At 68.7% G+C, this 20,907-nt stretch carries 27 protein-coding genes; 13 read left to right on the top strand and 14 right to left on the bottom strand.

Translation table 11 applies throughout. The annotated features are described in order from the left end of the window. Positions 1 to 25 precede the first annotated feature (25 nt). From QM728_RS02435 to fdxA, 3 genes are all read left to right on the top strand, one after another. Positions 26 to 910, top strand: a complete 885-nt coding sequence (locus QM728_RS02435) for an IclR family transcriptional regulator (protein ID WP_415030462.1) — start codon at positions 26 to 28, stop codon at positions 908 to 910. A 104-nt stretch (positions 911 to 1,014) separates the two neighbouring features. Next, positions 1,015 to 1,629, top strand: a complete 615-nt coding sequence (locus QM728_RS02430; protein WP_415030461.1) for a DUF2249 domain-containing protein — start codon at positions 1,015 to 1,017, stop codon at positions 1,627 to 1,629. Between the two features lie 3 nt (positions 1,630 to 1,632). After that, complete coding sequence (gene fdxA / locus QM728_RS02425; protein ID WP_415030460.1) at positions 1,633 to 1,980, top strand: ferredoxin; 348 nt, start codon at positions 1,633 to 1,635, stop codon at positions 1,978 to 1,980. Here the strand turns inward: fdxA and QM728_RS02420 are convergent, their stop codons facing one another. Next, positions 1,981 to 2,187, bottom strand: a complete 207-nt coding sequence (locus QM728_RS02420) for a hypothetical protein (protein ID WP_415030459.1) — start codon at positions 2,185 to 2,187, stop codon at positions 1,981 to 1,983. It abuts the gene before it with no gap. Positions 2,188 to 2,263: 76 nt separating this feature from the next. Here QM728_RS02420 and QM728_RS02415 point away from each other — a divergent pair, with 76 nt between their 5' ends. Genes QM728_RS02415 through QM728_RS02395 form a run of 5 tightly spaced genes read left to right on the top strand, consistent with a single transcriptional unit; the run spans position 2,264 to position 6,979 of the window. Further along, complete coding sequence (locus tag QM728_RS02415) at positions 2,264 to 2,806, top strand: hypothetical protein (protein ID WP_415030458.1); 543 nt, start codon at positions 2,264 to 2,266, stop codon at positions 2,804 to 2,806. 55 nt (positions 2,807 to 2,861) lie between these two features. Then, entirely contained in the window at positions 2,862 to 3,767 is a 906-nt protein-coding gene (locus QM728_RS02410; RefSeq protein WP_415030457.1) for an enoyl-CoA hydratase, read from the top strand. A gap of 7 nt (positions 3,768 to 3,774) precedes the next feature. After that, positions 3,775 to 4,941 (top strand): acyl-CoA dehydrogenase family protein, encoded by a 1,167-nt coding sequence (locus QM728_RS02405; RefSeq protein ID WP_415030456.1) that lies wholly within the window; start codon positions 3,775 to 3,777, stop codon positions 4,939 to 4,941. 2 nt (positions 4,942 to 4,943) lie between these two features. Beyond that, positions 4,944 to 5,912 (top strand): acyl-CoA dehydrogenase family protein, encoded by a 969-nt coding sequence (locus tag QM728_RS02400; RefSeq protein ID WP_415030455.1) that lies wholly within the window; start codon positions 4,944 to 4,946, stop codon positions 5,910 to 5,912. Further along, complete coding sequence (locus QM728_RS02395) at positions 5,909 to 6,979, top strand: acyl-CoA dehydrogenase family protein (protein ID WP_415030454.1); 1,071 nt, start codon at positions 5,909 to 5,911, stop codon at positions 6,977 to 6,979. The genes QM728_RS02400 and QM728_RS02395 overlap by 4 nt, the downstream gene beginning before the upstream one ends. A gap of 81 nt (positions 6,980 to 7,060) precedes the next feature. Here the strand turns inward: QM728_RS02395 and QM728_RS02390 are convergent, their stop codons facing one another. The 9 genes from QM728_RS02390 to hsaA form a co-directional block, all read right to left on the bottom strand. Further along, the gene (locus tag QM728_RS02390; protein ID WP_415030453.1) at positions 7,061 to 7,642 is read right to left on the bottom strand and encodes a TetR family transcriptional regulator; all 582 of its coding nucleotides are present in this window, start codon (positions 7,640 to 7,642) and stop codon (positions 7,061 to 7,063) included. Next, positions 7,639 to 8,388, bottom strand: coding sequence for an ABC transporter permease (locus QM728_RS02385; RefSeq protein ID WP_415030452.1), 750 nt, complete (start codon positions 8,386 to 8,388; stop codon positions 7,639 to 7,641). The genes QM728_RS02390 and QM728_RS02385 overlap by 4 nt, the downstream gene beginning before the upstream one ends. Further along, a complete protein-coding gene (locus QM728_RS02380; protein ID WP_415030451.1) occupies positions 8,385 to 9,119 on the bottom strand; it encodes an ABC transporter ATP-binding protein in 735 nt (244 codons plus the stop codon). The genes QM728_RS02385 and QM728_RS02380 overlap by 4 nt, the downstream gene beginning before the upstream one ends. A gap of 123 nt (positions 9,120 to 9,242) precedes the next feature. Further along, complete coding sequence (locus tag QM728_RS02375; protein ID WP_415030450.1) at positions 9,243 to 10,400, bottom strand: sulfotransferase family protein; 1,158 nt, start codon at positions 10,398 to 10,400, stop codon at positions 9,243 to 9,245. Beyond that, the gene (locus tag QM728_RS02370; RefSeq protein ID WP_415030449.1) at positions 10,393 to 11,175 is read right to left on the bottom strand and encodes an SDR family oxidoreductase; all 783 of its coding nucleotides are present in this window, start codon (positions 11,173 to 11,175) and stop codon (positions 10,393 to 10,395) included. Before QM728_RS02370 ends, QM728_RS02375 begins: the two co-directional genes overlap by 8 nt. After that, the gene (locus QM728_RS02365; RefSeq protein ID WP_415030448.1) at positions 11,172 to 12,398 is read right to left on the bottom strand and encodes a hypothetical protein; all 1,227 of its coding nucleotides are present in this window, start codon (positions 12,396 to 12,398) and stop codon (positions 11,172 to 11,174) included. The genes QM728_RS02370 and QM728_RS02365 overlap by 4 nt, the downstream gene beginning before the upstream one ends. Continuing rightward, positions 12,389 to 12,961, bottom strand: coding sequence for a 3-hydroxy-9,10-secoandrosta-1,3,5(10)-triene-9,17-dione monooxygenase reductase subunit (hsaB, locus tag QM728_RS02360; protein ID WP_415030447.1), 573 nt, complete (start codon positions 12,959 to 12,961; stop codon positions 12,389 to 12,391). Before hsaB ends, QM728_RS02365 begins: the two co-directional genes overlap by 10 nt. A 7-nt stretch (positions 12,962 to 12,968) precedes the next feature. Next, a complete protein-coding gene (gene hsaC / locus QM728_RS02355; protein WP_415030446.1) occupies positions 12,969 to 13,886 on the bottom strand; it encodes an iron-dependent extradiol dioxygenase HsaC in 918 nt (305 codons plus the stop codon). A 73-nt stretch (positions 13,887 to 13,959) separates the two neighbouring features. Then, positions 13,960 to 15,153, bottom strand: a complete 1,194-nt coding sequence (gene hsaA, locus QM728_RS02350; RefSeq protein WP_415030445.1) for a 3-hydroxy-9,10-secoandrosta-1,3,5(10)-triene-9,17-dione monooxygenase oxygenase subunit — start codon at positions 15,151 to 15,153, stop codon at positions 13,960 to 13,962. Positions 15,154 to 15,370: 217 nt separating this feature from the next. Between hsaA and QM728_RS02345 the strand changes: the two genes are divergently transcribed. Beyond that, positions 15,371 to 16,540 carry a Rieske 2Fe-2S domain-containing protein gene (locus QM728_RS02345; RefSeq protein ID WP_415030444.1) on the top strand — a complete coding sequence of 390 codons (1,170 nt, stop codon included), beginning with the start codon at positions 15,371 to 15,373 and terminating at the stop codon, positions 16,538 to 16,540. 2 nt (positions 16,541 to 16,542) lie between these two features. Next, positions 16,543 to 16,923: a hypothetical protein gene (locus QM728_RS02340; RefSeq protein ID WP_415030443.1), complete on the top strand. Its 381-nt coding sequence runs from the start codon at positions 16,543 to 16,545 to the stop codon at positions 16,921 to 16,923. Positions 16,924 to 16,936: 13 nt separating this feature from the next. Here QM728_RS02340 and QM728_RS02335 read toward each other — a convergent pair whose 3' ends face one another. Beyond that, positions 16,937 to 17,365 (bottom strand): GNAT family N-acetyltransferase, encoded by a 429-nt coding sequence (locus QM728_RS02335; protein WP_415030442.1) that lies wholly within the window; start codon positions 17,363 to 17,365, stop codon positions 16,937 to 16,939. Positions 17,366 to 17,436: 71 nt separating this feature from the next. Between QM728_RS02335 and QM728_RS02330 the strand changes: the two genes are divergently transcribed. Further along, on the top strand, positions 17,437 to 17,640 hold the full coding sequence (locus QM728_RS02330; RefSeq protein WP_415030441.1) for a hypothetical protein: 204 nt from the start codon (positions 17,437 to 17,439) through the stop codon (positions 17,638 to 17,640). An 88-nt stretch (positions 17,641 to 17,728) separates the two neighbouring features. Here the strand turns inward: QM728_RS02330 and QM728_RS02325 are convergent, their stop codons facing one another. After that, positions 17,729 to 18,259 (bottom strand): NlpC/P60 family protein, encoded by a 531-nt coding sequence (locus QM728_RS02325; protein WP_415030440.1) that lies wholly within the window; start codon positions 18,257 to 18,259, stop codon positions 17,729 to 17,731. A gap of 170 nt (positions 18,260 to 18,429) precedes the next feature. Between QM728_RS02325 and QM728_RS02320 the strand changes: the two genes are divergently transcribed. Further along, positions 18,430 to 19,026: a TetR/AcrR family transcriptional regulator gene (locus tag QM728_RS02320; RefSeq protein ID WP_415030439.1), complete on the top strand. Its 597-nt coding sequence runs from the start codon at positions 18,430 to 18,432 to the stop codon at positions 19,024 to 19,026. Next, positions 19,013 to 20,356, top strand: coding sequence for an FAD-dependent oxidoreductase (locus tag QM728_RS02315; RefSeq protein ID WP_415030438.1), 1,344 nt, complete (start codon positions 19,013 to 19,015; stop codon positions 20,354 to 20,356). Before QM728_RS02320 ends, QM728_RS02315 begins: the two co-directional genes overlap by 14 nt. Here QM728_RS02315 and QM728_RS02310 read toward each other — a convergent pair. Continuing rightward, the gene (locus QM728_RS02310; RefSeq protein WP_415030437.1) at positions 20,353 to 20,622 is read right to left on the bottom strand and encodes a hypothetical protein; all 270 of its coding nucleotides are present in this window, start codon (positions 20,620 to 20,622) and stop codon (positions 20,353 to 20,355) included. The two genes, QM728_RS02315 and QM728_RS02310, sit on opposite strands and share 4 nt — an antisense overlap. A 51-nt stretch (positions 20,623 to 20,673) precedes the next feature. Beyond that, positions 20,674 to 20,901 (bottom strand): hypothetical protein, encoded by a 228-nt coding sequence (locus QM728_RS02305; RefSeq protein ID WP_415030436.1) that lies wholly within the window; start codon positions 20,899 to 20,901, stop codon positions 20,674 to 20,676. Positions 20,902 to 20,907 lie beyond the last annotated feature (6 nt).

Raw genomic sequence — 20,907 nt, 5'->3', positions numbered from 1 at the left:
GTATTCGACGGTAGGTGTTGATAATATGACACCGACCGTAGGCGATCAGCCGACCGAGCGTCAACCGTCGCCGCCGACGCGGCGCGCGGTCGCCGTGCTCGCCGCCGTCGTCGACGCGTCGACCACCCGGCCCGATCGGCACAGCACCCTGGCCGACATTGTGCGCGACACCGGCATGTCCCGGGCGACGGCCCACGCGATTGTCGCCGAATTGGTCGGCCTCGGCTGGCTCAACCGGGACGACGCGGGCACCATCACCCTCGGTCCGGATTTCCTGGCCACCGCCGCCCGCGCCCTCGACGGCGACCGGCTCAGCACGAGCGCCCGCCCGGTGCTGGCCGCGCTGTCATCGGACTTGGGCATGCCGGTCTTCCTCGCCCGCCGTATCGACGACGACACGATCACCGTCGTCGAATACGCGCCCGACCGCACCGATGCCCCGCACCTGCAGATCGGCCGACCGATCACGCTGCGCCCGCCGATCTGTCGCGAGTTCCTCGCGTGGGAGCCCGCCGACGTCCAGCAGCGGTGGCTGGGTCGGGCGCGCCCCGAGGACCGCGACCGACTGCGCCGCGTGCTGACCGCCGTCGCCGACCGCGGCTACTCCGTCGAGCGCATCACCGACGAGCACCGGGCGGTGATGGACTCGCTCGCCGAGATGTCGAGCGTGCCGGCGTCGCTGCGCTCGCGGGTGGGCGCGCTGGTGTCCGAGCTGGCGGCCATTGACTACCTGCCCGCCGAGCTCGTCGGCGAGGTCGGCGCGGTCACCGTCGGCGCCCCCGTCTTCGACGGCGACCGGGTGGTTGCGTCGGTGGTCGCCTGCCCGAACGCGACCATGTCGGCCGACGACCTCGACCGCGTCGGACGGGCCGCGGTCGCCTCAGCGGCCCTGCTCGGCTCCGGCCGCTAGCAGGCCGAAGGTCCCTGTCGCCGTCGCCGCGCCGTCGGTAGGATTTTCACTACAACGATTAACTAAATTCGCTACCTGCGAAAACGAGGCGAAAGGCGGGTCTCATGGCTGCCCCGGCGGAATCTCCGATCATCGACGTCCGGGAGATCCCCAAACCGCAGCGACACCCGAAGATCTTCGCCCTGTTCGACAGCCTCGGCGCCGGCGAGGCGCTCATCCTGGTCAACGACCACGATCCGCGGCACCTGCACGACGAGTTCGAGGTCGAGCGCCCCGGCAGCTACTCGTGGGACTACCTGGTGCGGGAGAAGCGCGACTACCGCATCCGCATCGGCAAGACCGCGTCGACCGCGCTCCCCCGCAAGCTGGGCAACTCCGCCGAACTGACCGCAAACCCCACCGATGCCGCCGACGTCGCGTGGAAGCTCGACCTGCGCGACCGGCACCTCGACGCCAACCTGATCCGCCTGGCACCGGGCGGCTCGATCGACACCCACACCGGTGGCGAGGTCGACGTCCTGGTCCACATCCTGGCCGGCTCGGGCACCGTCGGCACCGAGGGCGGCGACGTCGCGGTGACCGCCGGCGACCTGGTGTGGCTCCCGCGCTTTTCCCGGCGCTCGTTCGCCGCGGGCGACGACGGCCTGAGCTACCTCACCGTGCACAACCACCGCGAGCCGTCGTTGACGATCGAGCCCTTCGACGCGAACCGGGGCTGAGCCGTGACCTATGTGATCGCCCAGCCCTGCGTCGACGTCAAGGACCGTGCCTGCGTCGAGGAGTGCCCGGTCGACTGCATCTACGAGGGTTCGCGCAGCCTCTACATCCACCCGGACGAGTGCGTCGATTGCGGCGCGTGTGAACCGGTGTGCCCGGTCGAGGCAATCTTCTACGAGGACGACCTGCCCGACGAGTGGGTCGACTACACCACCGACAACGCCGACTTCTTAGAGAAGCTGCTGCCCGGCCAGCCCGAGCCGCTCGGTTCGCCCGGCGGGGCGGGCAAGACCGGTGTCACACCGGCCGACGCGCCGCTCGTCGCGTCGCTGCCGGCGCAGGAGAACGCGTAACTACTGCTTGGTGCCGGACTTGCCGCCGGTGAACAGCACGAGGCCGCCGTAGACGGCCAGCGCGAGGATGCCGATCCAGATCAGACCCTTGATGATCGGCTCCAGGATCATCAGCAGGACCAGGCCGACGCCGACGATGGCGGCGACCTTCCACAGGTTGAGGCCCGAGGGGCCGGCGGCGCCGTTGGAGGGCTGCGGAGTGCTCATATCTCCACTGTGCCCGAACTTCGGCGGTTTTCCCAGGTGCGCCTGAGTCGCGGACCAACGCGCTTAGAGTGCGTCCATGAGGATCGGGCAGCGCACAGTGGCGATGGTGGTCGCCGTGCTGCTGTGCGGTGCGTCCGCGCTGATCGCGACGGGCTTCGGTGTCGGCACCGCCTGCGCGTGCTCATGTGCGCCAGCGCCCGCCAACGAGGTGATCGCGGACGCGGCCGCCATCGCGGTGGGCACACCAACGAGAATCAAGCGCGCCGGCGACGGCACGAAGATCGACTTCACCGTCGACCGCAGTTACAAGAAGGCGCTGCCCGAGCTGCTCCAGATCGACTCGACCAACTCGGCCGCTTGCGGCGTCGAGCCCGAGTTGGGCAAGCAGACAGTGCTGGTGCTGGCACGCGATGAGAAGAGCCCGGGCACGTACGGCGCGTGGCTGTGCGACAACTTGAACGTTGCTGAAAATGACGTTCGCGCCCATGCCGGCCCGCCGCTTCTCCCTACGCCCGTCGTCGCCCACCAAGGGACCCCGACGCGTGTGATCGTGACCAGTCTTGCGTTGCTGCTGATCGCCACCGCCATCCTCGTCGCCGTCGGCCGACAGCGCACCTGAGCTCATCCACCCCACCCGCTACCAACCAAGCACTTGCTAGGTTAGGCTGGACGGCATGACTGACGCCGTCATCCCACCCCCGCTCGGCCCCGACGATCTGGGCAGCGACACCACGCCGGTCGCCTACGAAACCGCCCTTGACGGCGCGCTCGCCTACGTGACGCTGAACCGCCCCGATTACCGCAACGCGCAGAACTCGGTGATGACGTATTCGCTGGACGCGGCGTTCCGCAAGGCGGTCGACGATCCGGCGGTGAAGGTCATCGTCCTGCGGGCGAACGGCAAGCACTTCTCGGCCGGCCACGACATCGGCACGCCCGAGCGCGACTTCGACACCTACTACGACAACGTCGCCGCACTGCACTGGGACCACACCGACAAGAAGGGCGCGGATCAGCGCCTGGCCCGCGAAACCGAGGTGTACCTCGGCATGTGCCGCCGCTGGCGCGACATCCCCAAGCCGGTCATCGCCCAGGTCCACGGCGCCTGCATCGCCGGCGGTCTGATGCTCGCCTGGAGCTGCGACTTCATCGTCGCCTCCGACGACGCCTTCTTCTCCGACCCGGTGGCCCGCATGGGCATCCCCGGTGTCGAGTACTTCGCCCACGCCTACGTGCTGGGCCCGCGCCGCGCGAAGGAGATCCTCTTCACCGGCGAGCGGTTCACCGCGAACCAGGCGCTCGACTGGGGCATGGTCAACCACGTCGTCCCGCGTGACGAGCTGGACGCCAAGGTCACGGCGATCGCCGAGCAGATGGTCGAGATGCCGATGCAGGGCCTGTTCCTGTCGAAGAAGGCCGTCAACATCTGCGAGGACCAGATGGGTATGCGCAACGCCATGGACTCGGTCTTCGGCTGGCACCACTACGCGCACAGCGCCAACGCCGAGGGCGGCGGGGACTCGCTGGGCGGCATGGACGCCAAGTCGATGAAGTCCTCCGCCGAATCCAAGAAGAAGTAGGGCAACCGTGGATCTCCTGTTCGACGACGACGCGATCGCGTTCCGCGACGAAGTCCGCTCCTGGCTCAAAGCACACGTGCCGGCCGAGCCACTGCCCTCGATGGACACCGCCGAGGGCTTCGAGGCCCACCGCGCGTGGGAGGCGGAGATGGCCGCCGACCGCATGTCCGTCGTGAGCTGGCCGACCGAGTACGGCGGGCGCGACGTGCCGCTGCTGCACTGGGTCATCTTCGAGGAGGAGTACTACCGCTCCGGCGCACCGGGCCGCGTGAGCCAGAACGGCATCTTCCTGCTGGCGCCGACGCTGTTCGAGCACGCGTCGAAGGAGCAGTTGGACCGGATCATGCCGCGCATGGCCCGCGCCGACGACATCTGGGGCCAGGCGTGGAGCGAGCCGGAGGCCGGCAGCGACCTCGCGTCACTGCGCTCGACCGCGACGCGCACCGAGGGCGGCTGGCTGCTGAACGGCCAGAAGACGTGGAGTTCCCGGTCGAGCTTCGCCGACTGGGGCTTCGGCCTGTTCCGCTCGGACAAGGAGGCGCAGCGCCACAAGGGCCTGACGTACTTCATGTTCGACCTGCGCGGCAAGGGCGTCACCGTGCGCCCGATCGCCCAGCTCGACGGCGAGCCCGGCTTCGCCGAACTGTTCCTCGAGGACGTCTTCGTCCCCGACGATCCGGCCAATCCCGCCGAGTCCGGTGTGATCGGGGAGGTCAACAACGGCTGGAAGGTCGCGATGAGCACCGCCGCCAACGAGCGCGGTCTCTCGCTGCGCTCCCCCGGCCGCTTCCTCGCCACCACCGACCGGCTGCTGAAGCTGTGGCGCGAGAGGCGCGACTCCGTCCCGACCACGGCGTCGACCGACCAGGGCGTCGTCGACGCGTGGATCGGCTCGCGCGCCTACGAACTGTCGACCTACGCGACTGTCAGCCGCCTGGCCGCCGGCGGTCAGCTCGGCATGGAGTCGTCGATCAACAAGGTCTTCTGGTCGCAGTGGGACATCGCGGCCCACGAGACGGCGCTGGAGCTGCAGGGCGCCGACGCCGAGCTCGTCGACGGCTGGACCGACGGCTACCTGTTCTCGCTGTCCGGCCCGATCTACGCGGGCACCAACGAGATCCAGCGCAACGTGATCGCCGAGCGCCTGCTCGGCCTGCCCCGAGGAGACCGCTGACCATGGAGTTCCTCCTCGACGACGAACACGTCGGTCTCGCCGAGACCATCGACGGCCTCGCGCAGCGCGCCGATTCCGTCGCCGCGAACCGCGCTTGGTCCGCGGGCGACACCGCCCCCGGCTTGAAGCTCTGGTCCCAGCTCGCCGAGCTCGGCATCACCGGCCTCCTCGTCGACGACGAGCACGGCGGTGCCGGCGCGGGCGCGATCGAGATGGTCGTCTCCGCCGAGGCTCTGGGCCGCCACGCGGTGCCCGGCCCGGTGGCCGAAACCCTCGCCGCGGTGCCGATCGCACTGCGCGCGGCGGGATCCGCCGACGAGCTGGGCAAGGTCGCCGCCGGTGGGCTCGCCACCCTCGCCGCCACTCCGTGGCAGCCGCGCGCCGCCGACACCGGCGTCGCCACCGCATACGTCCTCTCGGGCGGCACGCTCTCGGTCGGCGATCCGGGCGATCCGCGGGCCAGCGTCGACCTGTCGCGCACCGTTGCCGACGTCACCCCCGGCAGCTCCCTCGGCAAGGCCGACCTCGACGAGGTCCTCAACTACGGCGCGCTGGCCACCGCGGCGCAGCTGCTGGGCCTGGGCACCGCGATGCTCGATCTCGCCGCCGAGTACGCGAAGACCCGCCAGCAGTTCGGCAAGCCGATCGGCTCGTTCCAGGCCGTGAAGCACCACCTCGCCGACGTGGCGATCGCGCTGGAGATGGCCCGCCCGCTGGTGCACGGCGCCGCGCTCGCGCTCGACGGGCAGGTGCCCGACGACGTGCAGCCGAATCGTGAGGTCTCCGCCGCCAAGGTCGCCGCGGGCGATGCCGCCTACCTGGCCGCCCGACGGTCGCTGCAGGTGCTCGGCGCCATCGGCTACACCGTCGAGCACGACCTCTCGCTGTACCTGACCAAGACCCAGGCGCTGCAGAGCGCGTGGGGCACCGCGGCCGCCCACCGGCAGCGGATCCTGGAGACGCTGCGATGAGTGACGAGGCGATCTCGGCCGAAGACCTCGCCGCCCTGCGGGATTCGGTCGCCGACCTGATCGCGCGCCGCGGCGGACCGGAGGCCGTCCGTTCGGGCATCTCGTCGGAGAAGCGCACCGACGCCGAGCTGTGGCACGGACTGACCGAAATCGGTGCGGCCGCACTGGCGGTGCCCGAGGAACTGGGCGGTGTCGGGGCCGGTTGGAGTGCGCTCGGCGCCGTCGTCGAAGAAGTCGGTGGCGCCCTCGCCCCCGTTCCGCTGTATTCGTCGGCCGTATTGGCCACCGGTGCCTTGTTGATCGCCGCGGAGAGCAGCGGACCGTCGGACCTGATCGAGGCGCTCGCCGCCGGCGAGAAGACCGCGACGCTGGCAGCCGCGAGCGAGTCGTCGTGGGAGCGGCCCGGCGTCACCGCCGACGGCGGCATCCTGAACGGCACCGCGCACTATGTCAGCGACGCCGAGGCGGTCACCGACCTGGTGGTGTTGGCGGGAGGTGGCAAGCACGTCACGCTGCACACGGTCGCGGTCGATGCACCGGGCGTACAGGTCCTGCCCGTCGCGACCATGGACCCGACCCGACCGCTCGCGCAGGTGTCGTTCACCGACGCCGCCGCGGTCGCGGTGCCCGCCCCCGACGATCTGGTGTCCCGACTGCGCGACCTCGCGTGGTCGCTGCTGGCCGTCGAGCAGGTCGGCGCGATGGGTGCGGCGCTGCGCCTCACCGTCGAGTACGCGCAGCAGCGCAAGCAGTTCGGTCGCGTGATCGGCTCCTTCCAGGCGCTCAAGCATCGGATGGCCGACATGTACGCCGACGTCGAGACGTCGCGCTCGATCGCGTACGCGGCGGTCGAGGCGATCGGCACCCCGGAGGCGTCCGAGCTGGCCGCCGCCGCGCACGTCTACTGCTCCGAGGCGTTCAACCGCCTGGTGGGCGAAGCGGTGCAGCTGCACGGCGGCATCGGCATCACCTGGGAGCACGACATCCAGTTGTACTTCAAGCGCGCCCACTCCGCGGCGCAGTTCTTCGGCCAACCGGCCGACGTCGTCGCGGCCACGGCGCTCTAACCGCCGAGTGGGCGGTTCCGGCACGCCGAGTGGGCACCCCGCGACCGCCGAGTGGGCACCCCGCGACCGCCGAGTGGGCCGTCATCCGGTCAAGTAGCGCTGCACCGTCGGCCCTACGCGTGCCGCGAGCTCGTCTACCGACATCGACGCGACGGGCTCGAGCTTCAGCATCTTGCGGGTGAGGAGCACCCCGACCATCTGCGACGCGACCAACGCGATGCGCATGTCCCCGTCGCCGACCTCCTGGTCGACCCGGTCCCGAACCCCCTTGAGCGCGACCTCCAGCAGGAAGGTCCGCAACAACGACTCGTCGCCACCGGCCACCACCGCTCGGAACGCCGCGAGCGCTCCGACCCCGGCCGGCGAGTCCCAGATGCCGACGAGGGTGCGCACGATCGCCTCGCCCAACGCATCCAACGGCGCGTCGCGCAACGGCGCCAGCACGACCGCCGGGTCGACCGGCAGCGCGACGACCTCGATGAACAACTCGTGCTTCGTGCCGAAGTAGTGGTGCACGAGTGCCGGGTCAACGCCGGCTTGCTGCGCGATCGACCGGATGGACGCCTTGTCGAATCCGACGTCGGCGAAGCGCTCCCGAGCCGCCGCAAGGATCGTCTCGCGAGTGTCGGACGGTCCGGGCGGCCGACCGGGACCGCGCGTCACGGCGTGCGTCGGCGCAGCGTCGCCGCCCCGAGGGCCAGTGCCACGACCGCAATTCCGACGATCACGGCGACATCGCGCCAGAGCTGGCCGGACGGACTCGCCGTCGTGGAAACCTCGTCGAGCGCATCGATCGCATAGCTCAGCGGCATCACGTTGCTGACCGCCTGCAGCCAGCCGGGCAGCTGGTCGCGCGGAACGAAGAGGCCGCAGAGGAACAGCTGCGGCGCGGTGATCAACGGCATGAACTGCACGGCCTGGAACTCGGTGCGGGCGAAGGCGCTGGCGAGCAGGCCGAGGGCGACCCCGAGCACCGCTACCGCAACGGCCACCAGGATCACCAACCACGCGCTGCCCGCGGTGTGCAGGCCGAGCAGCCCGAAGCTCACCGCACACGCGACAACCGCCTGCACCGCGGCCGCGGCGGCAAAGGCGGTGCCGTAGCCGCCGAGCAGATCAATCTTGCGCATCGGTGTCGTCATCAAACGCTCGAGGGTGCCCGACGTGCGCTCGCGCTGCATGGCGATCGCGGTGATCAGGAACATCACGACGAACGGCAGGATCCCGAGCATGCTGATCCCGATGCGGTCGAACATCGTCGGCTGGCCCGGCAGCGCGGGAGTGTTCTGGTAGATGAAGTACAGCAGCGCCATCAGCACCGACGGCACGACGACGATCATCGCGACCGTCCGGTGGTCGGCGCGCAACTGCTTGAGGATGCGGACCGTCGTCGCGAGATAAGCGCTCATCGCCCCGCCTCCGATTCACGGATCAACGTCAGGAAGGCGGCTTCCAGGCTGGACTCCCCCGTCTGCTTCCGCAGCTCCTCGGGCGTCAGGTTTGCGAGCAACCGACCGTCGCGCATCAGCAGCAACCGGTCGCAGTGTTCTGCCTCGTCCATCACGTGGCTCGACACGAGCAGGGTCCGGCCACGGGCCGCAAGGGCGTGGAAGCTGTCCCAGAGGTCGGCGCGCAGCACCGGGTCAAGGCCGACGGTCGGCTCGTCGAGGACGATGAGGTCGGGGTCGGCGACGAGCGCGCAGGCGAGCGAGACACGCGTGCGCTGACCGCCCGAGAGCTGGTCTCCGGTGTGCCCGGCACGATCGCTCAGGCCGACGAGATCGATGGCGGCGGCCACGTCGTCGGCGGTCTTTCGGTAGAGCGCACCGAAGTAGGCGACGTTGTCGTGGACGGTCAGGTCGTTGTAGATGCTCGGCGCCTGGGTGACGTAGCCGACGCGCTTGCGCAGCCCCGCGCTGCCCGCCGGCTCGCCCAGCACGGTCACGTCTCCGGACTCGACGATTTGCGTGCCGACGATTGCGCGCATCAGCGTGGTCTTCCCGCAACCCGACGGTCCGAGCAGGCCGGTGATCGAGCCCGACGGCACGGCCAGCGAGATGTCGTGCAGGACGGTGAGCTTGCCGCGGTCGACGCGGAGATCGACGATCGACACCGCGTCGGCGATGGATGGAGCAGACATGGGCGACCCCTTAATTCATCGTGTGATGAATTGTGCGCCGTGTGGCAGCCGGAGTCAATAGCTGTGCTCAGCCGGAATATGAGCTCACGAGGTCTCGATACAAATCCCTCGCAAGCTCGGGATTCACTCGACCACCGAACCGAAGGCCTCGCGGACCCGTTCCTCGGTGAGGCCGTAGTCGGCGAGGTCGTAGCGGTGCTGCGGCTTGCGATCGCCGGACTTGCTCTCCTCGTCGAGGGCGACCATCGCCGCGCGCGCCTGCTCCGACGGCTCGGTGCCCAGCGCCGCGTAGATGCGGTCGACGGTGCCGAACGGATCGCTGCGCAGGTCGGCGAAGTCGACGTCGACGAACTGCGCCGGGTCGTACTTCTGGCGCGCCGACTGGAAGTCGCGCAGCCCGCGCGACCACAGCTCGAGCTGGTCGTCGCCGATGGTGTCGCCGACGAAGGTCGTCGACCAGCCCGACGTCGCCGCCTCGGCGAGGCTGCACATCGAGGCGATGATCGTCTCCGGCGCACGGTGCGTCTGCACGACGAGCGCATCGGGGTAGGCGGCCATCAGGGCGTCGAGGGCGAACAGGTGACTCGGGTTCTTGAGCACCCACCGCTTCTCCGGATCGTTGCTGCCGATCAGTTGCAGGTTCTTCCGGTGCCGCGCGTAGGCCGGGGTCCAGTCCTGCTGCGCCAACCACCGCGAATAGCCGGGCAGGTGCGCGAGCGACTCGTAGGAGATCGACATGATGTCCTGGCGCAGCAGCTGCCAGCACTCCTCGACCTCGCCGGCGTCCATGTAGTGCAGACCCATGAACTCGGGGTTCTCGACGTGGTGCTGCGAGAAACCGGCGTTGATCTGTTGAAACACCGGGTTGTCGGCCCAGGTGTCGCGCGGCGGTCGCGGCTGCGGGAATTCGGCCAGCCACATCTCGAGGCCCTGGTGGTTCGGGTCGGCCGAGAGCAGTCGGTGCAGTGCCGTGGTGCCGGTGCGCGGCAGGCCAGTGACGAAGATCGGCCGGGTGATCTCGACGTCTGCGTAGCCGGGGTTGCCCTTCCACGACGCCTCGCTCAGCAGCCGTGCGACGAGGGCGCCCTTGAGGAAGAAGCGGAACATCTTCGACCCCGTCGGGGTGAGCCCGGCGTCGTCGCGGTAGGAGTCCAGCAGGATCTGCAGCGCCTCGCGGTAACCGGTGTCCGCGCCAAAGTCGTCGAGGCCGGTCGCCCGGGTCGCCGACTCGTGCAGGTCGTCGACGGTCCCGACACTCGTTCTGGCCGCAGTGTCAGTCATGGTATTCGCCGCAGTTCACATCGAGCGTGTGCCCGGTGATCGCGCTGGCCATGTCCGACGCCAGGAACAGTGCGGCGCGGGCGATCTCGTCCGGCTCGGGCAGGCGCTTCAGGTCGCTCTTCGACGCGGTCTGCTCGTAGACCTGCTCGGGGGTGATGCCGTACTTCTTGGCGATCTCGCCGAAGTACCACTTGAGCTGGTCGTCCCAGATGTAGCCGGGGGCGACGCTGTTGATGCGGATGCCCTTGTCGCCCAGTTCGGTGGCCAGGGTCTGCGACATCGCGAGCAGCGCGGCCTTGGTCAGCTTGTAGCTGCCGTAACGCGGCTCGGAGTGGCGGATCACCATCGAGTTGATGTTGACGATCGACCCCTTCGACGCCTCGAGCGCCTCGGTGGCGGCCTTGATGACGCGCAGCGTGCCGAGGACGGTGAGTTCGACGCTGGCGGAGATCTGCTCGAAGTCGGTGCGCGCGAGCGGCTTCATCGACGGCATCGCGAACGCGTTGTTGAACAGCACATCGATCCCGCCGTATTCGGCGACGGCCGTCTTGACCAGGTTGTCGACCTGCTCGTCGACGGTGATGTCGGTCGGCACGGACAGCGCGGTGCCGCCGGCCTGGGTGATCTCGTCACGGATCTCGTTCAGCCGCGACTCGGTGCGCGCGGCGAGCACGACCTTGGCGCCCTGGGCGGCGGACTGCAGACACAGCGCCTTCCCGAGTCCGGGGCCGACCCCGGAGACGACGACGACCTTGTCGGCCAACAGTCCACTCATCCCAATTGCCTCCTTGCGAAGGCGCGCTGGCGGGCCGCGATGCGCGAGCGCCAACCGTCTTCGTCGATCTGGTTGTCGGAGTAGTACGGAAGTTTCGACGGCACGTCGCCGAAGTCGACGACCTCGGCGGTCGGACCGAGGTCGGCGCCGATCGGCGAGTCGGTGCGCTGCCAGCGGAACTGGATGATGCCGCGGCGGCGCCCGGTGGTCTCCACCCAGTTCGCGACGCCGGGGTCGCGCGCGGAGATCACCATGCGGATCTTGCCGTCGGGATCGACCTGCGCCTGCGCCGAGTTGAGGCTGGTCTGGTGGTTGACGTAATCGAGCGAGATGTACCAGAGGCTGCCGAGCTGAAAGCCCTGGTAGGGGGCGTCGCTGCACGGGACGGTGACGATCATCGCCTTGTCCTCGGGCAGGTCGTAGTGGCCGACCGACGAGAACTGCGTCGCCAGCCCGCCGGGGGTGGGCCGCGGCGCGGTGAAGGTGTTCACCGGCTCGTCGAGGTAGAACCACTTGGGGAAGTTGAACCAGGTGTTGATGCGCGAGGTCAGCATCTTGGCGGCCGTCGAGTAGCGGCGCTTCATGCGCTCCAGACTCACCTCGTCGGGCGCGGTCCCGACGGTGTCGACGCGCTCGATGTCGACGCGGCCGCGCTCCTCGGTGTCCCAGTCGGAGTACACCTCGCGCACGGCGAGGGTCGTCGCGCCGTCGGGCAGGACGAAGTAGTTCTTCGGCGGGGCATCCACCGACACATCACCCTCGCTCCGCTCGACCGGCGGCCCAAAGGTCAGCTCGAAGCTGCCGTCGTCGGCGATGTCGAGCCGACGGTCGTCGAAGGCGGAGTCGCCGTCGGGCACCGAGTCGGCGGAGTATTCGCCGCAGAGGACCTGGAAGCTGAGGTCGGTGGTGGTGCCGCGCTTGCCGCGGACGACGTACGTGCCGTCCGGCTCGACGACCGCGTGGTAGTAGATGGTGTCCGGGTTGTCCAGGCCCATCTTCGCGTAGGGACCGGTCGACGTCACGAAGTACGGGTGCGACTTGTTGTGTGCCCGCACGAGTTGCAGGATCGCCGAGATGGACCCGGCGAGGTAGTCGTACCCCTCGGCCAGATCGGCGTCGGTCTCGGCGAAATCAGCCGAGGCGATCAGCTTCTCGGCGTCGGCGATGGCGGCAGAAAACGGCGCGGTGGCCAGCTCCGACGACTGCTCCCCGCCTACAGCCACGTGTCGCCCCCGGTCCAGGTGAGGAAGTCGTCGAGCGCCTCCTGGGCGGGCGTGACGCGCGGGTGCTCGGTCGACAGGTAGCCACCGCGGTAGAACAGCAGCGGCTTGTCCTGCAGGACCTCGCCGAGCGTCTTGGCGCGACCGATCACGATGTGGTGGTCGCCGCCGTCAACGACGGATTCGATCTCGCACTCGACCCACGTCAAGCTGTGCCGGATGACCGGCAGGCCCAGCGGCGACGGATCCCAGGCGACCGACTTGAACTTGTCGTCGCCGGGTGCGCCGAAGGTCGAGCTGACCTCCTGCTGCTGGTGGGAGAGGACGTTGACGACGAAGTTGCTGGCCTTCTCGATCACCGGCCAGCTGCGCGAGGTCTTCATCGGGCAGAAGATCACCAGCGGCGGGTCGAGCGACAGCGCCGCGAAGGACTGGCACGCGAAGCCGACCGGCTTCCCGTCGGCGTCGATGGTCGAGATGACGGTGACGCCGGTGCAGAACTGGCCCATGGCCGTCCGGAACTGGCGCGAATCGAAGTCGCTCGAGCCGTAGGGCTGGTTGGCCATCGTCGCCTCAGCCCTTGAAGCCGATGGTGAAGTCGTGGCCCCAGAGGCTGACCGCGGTCGACTCGCGCGCGACCCAGTCGTCGTCGTCGACCTGCCGGCCCTCACAGCCGAACTCGATGTCGAAGCCGCCGGGCGTCTTCATGTAGAACGACAGCATCAGGTCGTTGACGTGGCGGCCCAGGGTCGCCGACATCGGGACCTTCTTGCGCAGCGCGCGATCGTGGCAGAGGCCGACGTCATCGGAGTTCTCCACCTCGACCATCAGGTGCACGATGCCAGTCTCGTTCGGGATCGGCAGGAAGGCCAGCGAGTGGTGGCGCGGGTTGCAGCCGAAGAAGCGCAGCCACGGCGGCGGGTCGCCCTCTTCGCGCCCGACGACCTGCGGCGGGAGCTTCATCGAGTCGCGCAGGCGGAAGCCCAACACGTCGCGGTAGAACTCCAGCGACTTCTGATCGTCGGTCGTGGTGAGCACGACGTGGCCCAGGCCCTGCTCCTCGGTGACGAACCTGTGGCCGTACGGGCTGACGACGCGGCGGTGCTGCAGCGCGACGCCGTGGAAGGCCTCGAGCACGTTGCCGTCCGGGTCTTCGAAGATGATCAGCTCGTCGACCTGGCGGTCGGCCTTCTCCTCGTCGGTGCCCTCGCGGAACTTGACCTTGGCGCCCTTGAGGCGGTCGCGGACCTCCTGCAGCGCCGCGGCGTTGGCGCACTCCCAGCCGGAGCTAGCCAGGTGGTCGCGATCGGACGGGACGATGACCAGGCGGGCCGGAAAGTCGTCCATCCGGAGGTACAGCGCACCGGGGGTCAGGCCCTTGCCCTCGATCATGCCGAGGACCTTGAGGCCGTACTCGCGCCAGGCGTCGATGTCGGTGGCGTCGATCCGCATGTAGCCCAGGGAACGAATCGGGCCGGAATCGGTTGTCATCTGAGGCTTCCTCCTGCTCCGTGCGCTGGTCGAGTGGATCGCGACGCAGGAGCGATTTGTATCGAGACCCGGCCTAGACCATCGTGTCGCCGATGGGGATGCCGAACTCCCCGTTGCCGAAGGCGACGTAGGCGCGCTCGGGATCGTTCGCGGCGTGGACGCGGCCGCCGTGGGCGTCGCGCCAGAACCGCTGGATCGGCGAATCGACGGCCAGCGCACCGGCACCCGAGTTCTCGAAGAGCATGTCGATGGCAGCGATGGCGCGCCCGGTGGCGCGGACCTGGTCGCGACGGGCGGCCAGGCGCAGCTCCATCGGAACCTCCTCGCCGGCGAGGATCAGGTCGTACTCGTCCTGCAGGTTGCCCGAGAGCTGGCGCCATGCGGCGTCGATCTCGCTCGCGGCCTGCGCGATGCGGACCTTGGCGAACGGGTCGTCCTTGCTCTTCTCGCCGGCGTAGGCGGCGCGCACGCGCTTGCCCTGGTGCTCGACGTGCGCCTGGTAGGCGCCGTAGGCCATGCCGACGATCGGCGTCGAGATGGTGCTCGGGTGAATGGTGCCCCACGGCATCTTGTAGACCGGCGCGGTGTTCTTCTCCAGCCCCGGGCTCTCGTTCTTGCTCATGGTGGCCATCGACAGGACACGGTGGCGCGGGACGAAGACGTCCTTGACCTCGAGCGTGTTGGAGCCGGTGCCCTTGAGGCCCACGACGTTCCACACGTCCTTGATCTTGTAGTCCGAGCGCGGCAGCAGGTAGCTGACGAAGTCGACCGGTCGGCCGTCCTTGATCACCGGGCCGCCGACGAAGGTCCAGTCGGCGATGTCGCAGCCGGACGAGAAGGCCCAGTTGCCGTTGACCTTGTAGCCGCCGTCGACGACCTCGCCCATGCCCATCGGGGCGTACGAGCTGGAGATGCGGGTGTTCGTGTCCTTGCCCCACACGTCTTCCTGCGCCTGCTGGTCGAAGAGGGCGAGGTGCCAGTTGTGGACGCCGATGATGCCGGCGACCCAGCCGGTGGAGCCGCAGGCGGTCGAGATCCGGCGAACCGTGTCGTAGAAGGTGACCGGGTCGACCTGGTAGCCGCCCCACTGCTCCGGCTGCAGCAGCTTGAAGAAGCCGGCGTCCTGGAGCGCCTGCGCGCTCTCGTCGGAAACGCGGCGCGCATCCTCGGTCGCCTGTGCCTTCTGCGCGAAGTCGGGGAGCAATGCCTCGACGTTCTCGAGGACCTTCTTGACCTCTGCGCTGCGCTCGATCTTGCTGGCTGCCATCTAAACCTCTCCTGCCTGTGTGCGGCGGGGTGGACTGCACCGCCTCACCGCGAAGCGTACGGGCTAAGACTAGAACACGTTCTCATTTCTGTCGAGAACTGGGCCAAACGTCCTGTTTACTGCTGTAATCGTTGCCAGGGAGCGCTGCGCTGGGGCACAATTCTGTAACGTGTTCTAGTATTGAACCAGCAGTCGCAGCCCCGACAGAGGAGTAGCTATGACCACCGCACAGAACTCGGACGTGCGCGAGATCGACACCGGTGAGGTTCCGACCCGGTTCGCTCGCGGTTGGCACTGCCTTGGCGTCGTCGACGACTACAACGACGGCAAGCCGCACTCGGTCGAGGCCTTCGGCACCAAGCTGGTCGCCTGGATGGACTCCAGGGGCGAGTTCAAGGTGCTCGACGCCTACTGCCGTCACATGGGCGGCGACCTCAGCCAGGGCGTGCTGCGCGGCGACAACGTCGCCTGCCCCTTCCACGGCTGGCAGTGGAACGGCAAGGGCCGCTGCGCCACCGTCCCCTACGCCAAGCGCGACCCGAAGTTGGCCAAGACCCGCACGTGGCCGACGATGATCCGCAACGGCCAGGTCTTCATCTACAACGATCCGGAGGGCAACCCGCCGCCGGAGGAGTGCTACATCCCCGAGCTCGAGGAGTTCGGCACCGACGAGTGGACCGGCTGGACCTGGAACACGATCGTGATCGAGGGCTCCAACTGCCGCGAGATCATCGACAACGTCGTGGACATGGCGCACTTCTTCTACGTGCACTACGCGCTGCCGGACTACTTCAAGAACGTCTTCGAGGGCCAGACCGCCGCGCAGTACATGAACAGCCACGGTCGGCCCGACATCGCGATCACCTCGAGCTACGGCGACACCCGCCTCGAGTCGATCGCCGCGTATTACGGCCCGTCCTACATGCTGAACCCGATGGTCCAGTACTACAGCGGCTACGCCGTCGAGACGATCCTGACCAACTGCCACTACCCGATCGACGAGAACTCCTTCGTCCTCATGTTCGGCGTCATGGCGAAGGTCCCCGAGGGGCTCACCCCGGAGCAGGCCGACAAGATGGCCAAGAAGATCAGCGCCGGCATCGAGGTCGGGTTCCTCCAGGACGTCGAGATCTGGAAGCACAAGACCCGCATCGACAACCCGCTGCTCGTCGAAGAGGACGGCCCGGTCTACCAGCTGCGCCGCTGGTACGAGCAGTTCTACGTCGACGCCGACGACGTCACCGAAGAGATGACGCAGCGCTTCGAGTACGAGATCGACACGGCCAAGGCCCTGGAGAACTGGAACATCGAAGTCCAGGAGAACCTCAAGCGCCAGGCCGAGGAGGCCAAGGCGGAAGAGGCCAAGTCGAAGGAAGCGAGCGTCTAGCGATGACGCGCGCGGCGCACAAACCGGCCGAAGGCTGGGCGAAGGCGCCGGACTACCACAACGATCCGGAGCGCATGGCCGCCATCGCGGCGGCCACCGCCCGCGACCGGGAGCACTACTTGCGCAGCGGGCTCACCGAGCTCGAATGTCGCGCCTGCCACGCCTGCGTCTTCGTCAAGAAGGCCAGCCCGCACCACACCAGCGTGCAGTGGACCGCTCAGGCCCGGGAGCAGTGCTCGGCCTTCGACGAGGTGCGCGCCGACGGCGGCAACCCGGCGATGCTGCCCGGTTGCCCGCGACTCACCGCATCGATCGATCACGGCGTCGCCGAGGGCATCATTCCGCGCGAGGGCCCCGAGCACGACCCCGACGGCTACTGGTGACCGCCAGCCCGGGTCAGCTCACGGCGGGCTGCAGCAGGCACTCGTAGCGCCGGCGGCCCGGCCACCGCGGGTCCGGCTCGCCGTCGCGCACCAGGAAGCCGATCGCCCGATAGAAGTCGACGGCGTCGTCGTCGGTCTCGGCCAGGACGGCCGCCCCCGGGTGGCGCTGCCGGATCGCTTCCACCAGCGTGCGGCCGACGCCACCGCCCCGCAGGTCCTCGGCCGTCGCGATGTACTCGAGCACGACGGTCTCCTCGTGGGGGAGGTACGCGGCGAAGCCGGTGACCCGCTCGCCGTCGCGTGTCCCGATGACGGCCATGGTCGGCAACTCGTCGTCGACAGTCCGCTGGATGCGGGTGTCGTCGTAGTCGCTCGCCAGGAACAACAGTCGACGGAACGCCGCGGTGTCGAAGTCGGCGGCGGACAGTGGCTCCACGTTCACACGCCCATCGTCGCACACCCGCTGCGTCAACTTTGGTTGACGAACGGGGAATCCGGGTGCACCCTGGAGTCATGAAGACCGCGGTGGGCACGGACGACGGCGACTCCCCGATGGAGGAGTTGCTCCGAGTCGCCGAAATGCGTCGCGAGGTGACGCGCGCCGAGGAAGTCGCCGTCCGCCGAGCACGCGCGGCCGGGATGCCGTGGGCCCAGATCGGCTTCCTCCTGGGCGTCTCCAAACAGGCGATGCACAAGAAGTACCGCAAGACCGGCTGACTGAGGTGGTCGGTCACCGCGGCAATATGCCGCACCGTTTCGTCAGTCCTACTCCGATCGAGGCGGTACTGACGAATCCAGGCGGGAACTAGCCGTAGCGGCGGATCGACTTGATCGGCGGCATCGTGTTGAGGGCCTGGAACTTGATCGGCCGACCGTTCGGGCCGCCGGCGTGGAACACTTGGCCGCCGCCGGCGTAGATGCCGATGTGTCCGGCATTGCGGTAGAAGATGATGACGTCGCCGGGGGCGAGCGCCGCGATCGGGATCGCCTTGCCGACCTTCGCCTGCGCCTGGCTGACGCGCGGCAGGTTCACACCGACGGAGCGGAAGGCCCACTGGATCAGGCCGGAGCAGTCCCACGCGTTGGGGCCGGTGGCGCCCCACTTGTACGGCTTGCCGATCTGGGTCATCGCGACCTGCAGCGCACCCATCCCGGCCGGCGTCGAGACGGGCAGGTAGACGTCGAGTGAGCCCGACGACCCCGATGAGCCGTTGCCACCACCGTAGGAGCCCGACGACCCGGCGGTGAGGTGCGGCGCGACGACGGCACCGGCGGTCAATGCGCCGACGATCGCCGGCGCGGCGATCCAGCGTCCATAGGAGTGCTTGGCAGTCATGCCTTCCAGCGTGCGGGAGTTTTGCCCGATTGCCCCGGTCGGTTGTCGAGGCGCAACGGCTTTGTGACTGGCGTGATATCTGGGGCGGCTGAGCTGTGCGCGTCGCGGGTGACCGGGAAGATTCCGCGAAACCTGCCTCAACTTGGACAAAACCTGCCTAAGTTGTCCACATGCGCGCAGTGCCGGGCGTCGACGCCCCCCGACCGGTTCCCGACCCGATCCGCGCTGCCGTCGCCGCGACGCTGATGCGCCTGGGCCGTCAGCGGTTCACCCTGTCCGCCGTCGCCGACGACGCATCGGTCAGCCGCAGCACCCTCTACAACTGGTACGGCGACAAGCAGACCGCCGTCGACGACGCCTTCGACTACCTCGCCGAACAGTTCGTCGCCATGTTCGCGGTCGCCGTCCAAGCCGAGACCACCCTGGCCGGCCAACTCGGCCGCGCCGCCGTCTCGATCAGCGAGCACCGACGCTGGGCCGACCCGCTCTCGCTGCACACCACCGACCTCCTCGACTTGATCCTCGACGAGCGCGGCGACGAACTCATGGCCCAGTCGACCGCTTTCTGGTCCCCGCTGATCGCCGCGGCGGCGCAACGCGGCGAACTCCCCCGCACCGTCGACGTCGACGCGGCGGCCGAGTGGATCATCCGCGCCCTCCTCGGCATCGAGCTGTTGCCGCCGATGCACCTCGACCTCACCGACCCCGACGCGGTCAGTAACTACTTCTCCACCCACATCCTCGGAGGCATCCATGGCCAAACCTAAGCACTGCATCGTGATCGGCGCGGGCGTCGCCGGATTGGGCGCCGCCGTCCGCCTGGCCAACGCCGGGGTGCGCGTGACGCTGCTCGAACGCCGCGCCCAGTTCGGCGGTCGCACGCACGCCATCCCCGTCGCGCAGGTCGACGACACCGCCGACAACGGCGTGCACGTCATCTCCGGCGCCTTCACCGAGCTCTTCGACTACCTCGACATGACGGGCAGTCGCGACCTGCTGATCCAGCCCGACCGCTACGCCCGGCGCGTCCTGCCCGGCGGCAAGGTCGACGACCGCGGCCCCGGCTCGCTGTTCGCGTGGGCGCCGGGCAACAGCTGGCGCGAGCGCCTGGCCATGTGGCGCGCCTATCTGCGCATGACGCGCGACGCCGTCTGGCGCAAGGATTCCCTCAACGACATCACCGCGCAGGACTGGCTCGACCGCGTCGGCCTCCCCCGCAGCTGCCAGGACACCTGGGTCGACTTCCTCATCATCGGCGCGCTCAACGAGAAGCCCGACCTCGTCTCGGCGCGCGCCTTCCGCGACCTGCTCGGCATCATGGTCAAGCGCGGTCGCGAGGCGCAGCAGCACGGGTCGCTGCTCTACTCCTCCACCGACTTCAACTCGCTGTTCGTCGAGGGCGCCGAGAAGGTCCTCGCCAACAAGGGCTGCGAGATCCGCGATCACTCGACGGTCCGCAAGATCGTCGTCGACGACGGCAAGGTCACCGGGGTCACCCTGACCGGCGGCGAGTTCATCGAGGCCGACGCCGTCGTCTGCGCGGTTCCGCCCTGGAGCATCGAGGGCCTGCTCGACGACCTGCCCGAGAGCGGCAAGCTCCACGAGATCGCCGACCAACTCGTCCCGGCGCCGATCGTCTGCACCTACCTGTGGCTCGACAAGTCCCTCGAAATGCCCTACGCGATCGACGCGCTCGTCGGCGGTATCGGCATCGTCGAGCAGATCTTCGACCGGCAGCGGATGGTCGGCTACGACGGCAGCGACCGCGGCCTCTTCGGCTATTCGACGATGGTCAGCGCGGCATACGACCTCAACGAGCTGCACACCAATCAAGAAGTCCTCGACGTGACGATGGACTTCATCCGCAAGTACTACCCGGCGGCCAAGGACGCGAACCTCGAGCACGGCCTGGTCGTGCGCATGAAGAACGCGACGTTCAGCCAGCGGCCGGGCACCTTCGGGATCCGACCGCAGCAGCAGACCTCGGTCGACGGCCTGGTGTTGGCCGGCGACTGGACGCAGACCGACTTCCCGTCGACGATCGGCGGCGCCGCCCAAAGCGCTCAGCGGGCGGTCGACGTGCTGCTGGGCGGCTAACCGTCGTCGATCGTGCGGCGCGGCGGCTCCTGCATCCGCAGCACGCGCGGCGGCATGCGAGGGTCGTCGAGGATGTCACCCTCGTTCCCCGCCTGTTGCTTGCGCACCCCGGCACGGTCGAGGAAGGCGGTGTTCAACTCGATTCCGCCCGCCCGCCCCTCGCGCTGTCGCTGCCGCACGGTCAGCAGAAAGCCGACCAGGACGGCACCGACGGCAATGGGAACGAGCAGCAGCGCACCGACGACGAGCCAGTCACGGATGGTCACGGCGCCAGTATCCCACCGGATGCGGCGCAGAATCCCGGCGTTCGCGGACCCCTAGTCCCACTTGCGCTCGACGATTCCGGGCGGTGGCCAGGGCAGATCCTTGCGAAGCTCCTCGGGCGTGATCCCGCGCTCCGCTCCGATCTTCTCGATGAATTCGTAGTTGGCAATGCTGTCCGCCAGCGCGCGGCTGCGTCGACGGCGCGTCCACACGAGATAGACGGTGAGCACGAGCACCGGGCCGACGACGGCGGCGAGGAGAAGCCAGTCCGCGGAAGTCACGGCTTA

It is taken from the genome of Gordonia sp. (in: high G+C Gram-positive bacteria), from assembly GCF_047602025.1.
In the GTDB taxonomy this organism is placed as follows: Bacteria; Actinomycetota; Actinomycetes; order Mycobacteriales; family Mycobacteriaceae; genus Gordonia.
This window is presented reverse-complemented; position numbering and strand designations above follow the sequence as displayed.

Excerpts from the sequence above, each read along its gene's own strand:
- QM728_RS02435 (WP_415030462.1), top strand. The coding sequence starts at position 26 with ATGACACCGACCGTAGGCGATCAGCCGACCGAGCGTCAACCGTCGCCG.
- QM728_RS02400 (WP_415030455.1), top strand. The coding sequence starts at position 4,944 with ATGGAGTTCCTCCTCGACGACGAACACGTCGGTCTCGCCGAGACCATC.
- QM728_RS02380 (WP_415030451.1), bottom strand. The coding sequence starts at position 9,119 with ATGTCTGCTCCATCCATCGCCGACGCGGTGTCGATCGTCGATCTCCGC.
- QM728_RS02410 (WP_415030457.1), top strand. The coding sequence starts at position 2,862 with ATGACTGACGCCGTCATCCCACCCCCGCTCGGCCCCGACGATCTGGGC.
- QM728_RS02340 (WP_415030443.1), top strand. The coding sequence starts at position 16,543 with ATGACGCGCGCGGCGCACAAACCGGCCGAAGGCTGGGCGAAGGCGCCG.
- QM728_RS02325 (WP_415030440.1), bottom strand. The coding sequence starts at position 18,259 with ATGACTGCCAAGCACTCCTATGGACGCTGGATCGCCGCGCCGGCGATC.
- QM728_RS02395 (WP_415030454.1), top strand. The coding sequence starts at position 5,909 with ATGAGTGACGAGGCGATCTCGGCCGAAGACCTCGCCGCCCTGCGGGAT.
- QM728_RS02370 (WP_415030449.1), bottom strand. The coding sequence starts at position 11,175 with ATGAGTGGACTGTTGGCCGACAAGGTCGTCGTCGTCTCCGGGGTCGGC.
- QM728_RS02330 (WP_415030441.1), top strand. The coding sequence starts at position 17,437 with ATGAAGACCGCGGTGGGCACGGACGACGGCGACTCCCCGATGGAGGAG.
- QM728_RS02385 (WP_415030452.1), bottom strand. The coding sequence starts at position 8,388 with ATGAGCGCTTATCTCGCGACGACGGTCCGCATCCTCAAGCAGTTGCGC.
- QM728_RS02375 (WP_415030450.1), bottom strand. The coding sequence starts at position 10,400 with ATGACTGACACTGCGGCCAGAACGAGTGTCGGGACCGTCGACGACCTG.
- QM728_RS02415 (WP_415030458.1), top strand. The coding sequence starts at position 2,264 with ATGAGGATCGGGCAGCGCACAGTGGCGATGGTGGTCGCCGTGCTGCTG.
- QM728_RS02430 (WP_415030461.1), top strand. The coding sequence starts at position 1,015 with ATGGCTGCCCCGGCGGAATCTCCGATCATCGACGTCCGGGAGATCCCC.
- QM728_RS02320 (WP_415030439.1), top strand. The coding sequence starts at position 18,430 with ATGCGCGCAGTGCCGGGCGTCGACGCCCCCCGACCGGTTCCCGACCCG.
- hsaC (WP_415030446.1), bottom strand. The coding sequence starts at position 13,886 with ATGACAACCGATTCCGGCCCGATTCGTTCCCTGGGCTACATGCGGATC.
- QM728_RS02345 (WP_415030444.1), top strand. The coding sequence starts at position 15,371 with ATGACCACCGCACAGAACTCGGACGTGCGCGAGATCGACACCGGTGAG.
- QM728_RS02420 (WP_415030459.1), bottom strand. The coding sequence starts at position 2,187 with ATGAGCACTCCGCAGCCCTCCAACGGCGCCGCCGGCCCCTCGGGCCTC.
- hsaB (WP_415030447.1), bottom strand. The coding sequence starts at position 12,961 with ATGGCCAACCAGCCCTACGGCTCGAGCGACTTCGATTCGCGCCAGTTC.
- QM728_RS02315 (WP_415030438.1), top strand. The coding sequence starts at position 19,013 with ATGGCCAAACCTAAGCACTGCATCGTGATCGGCGCGGGCGTCGCCGGA.
- hsaA (WP_415030445.1), bottom strand. The coding sequence starts at position 15,153 with ATGGCAGCCAGCAAGATCGAGCGCAGCGCAGAGGTCAAGAAGGTCCTC.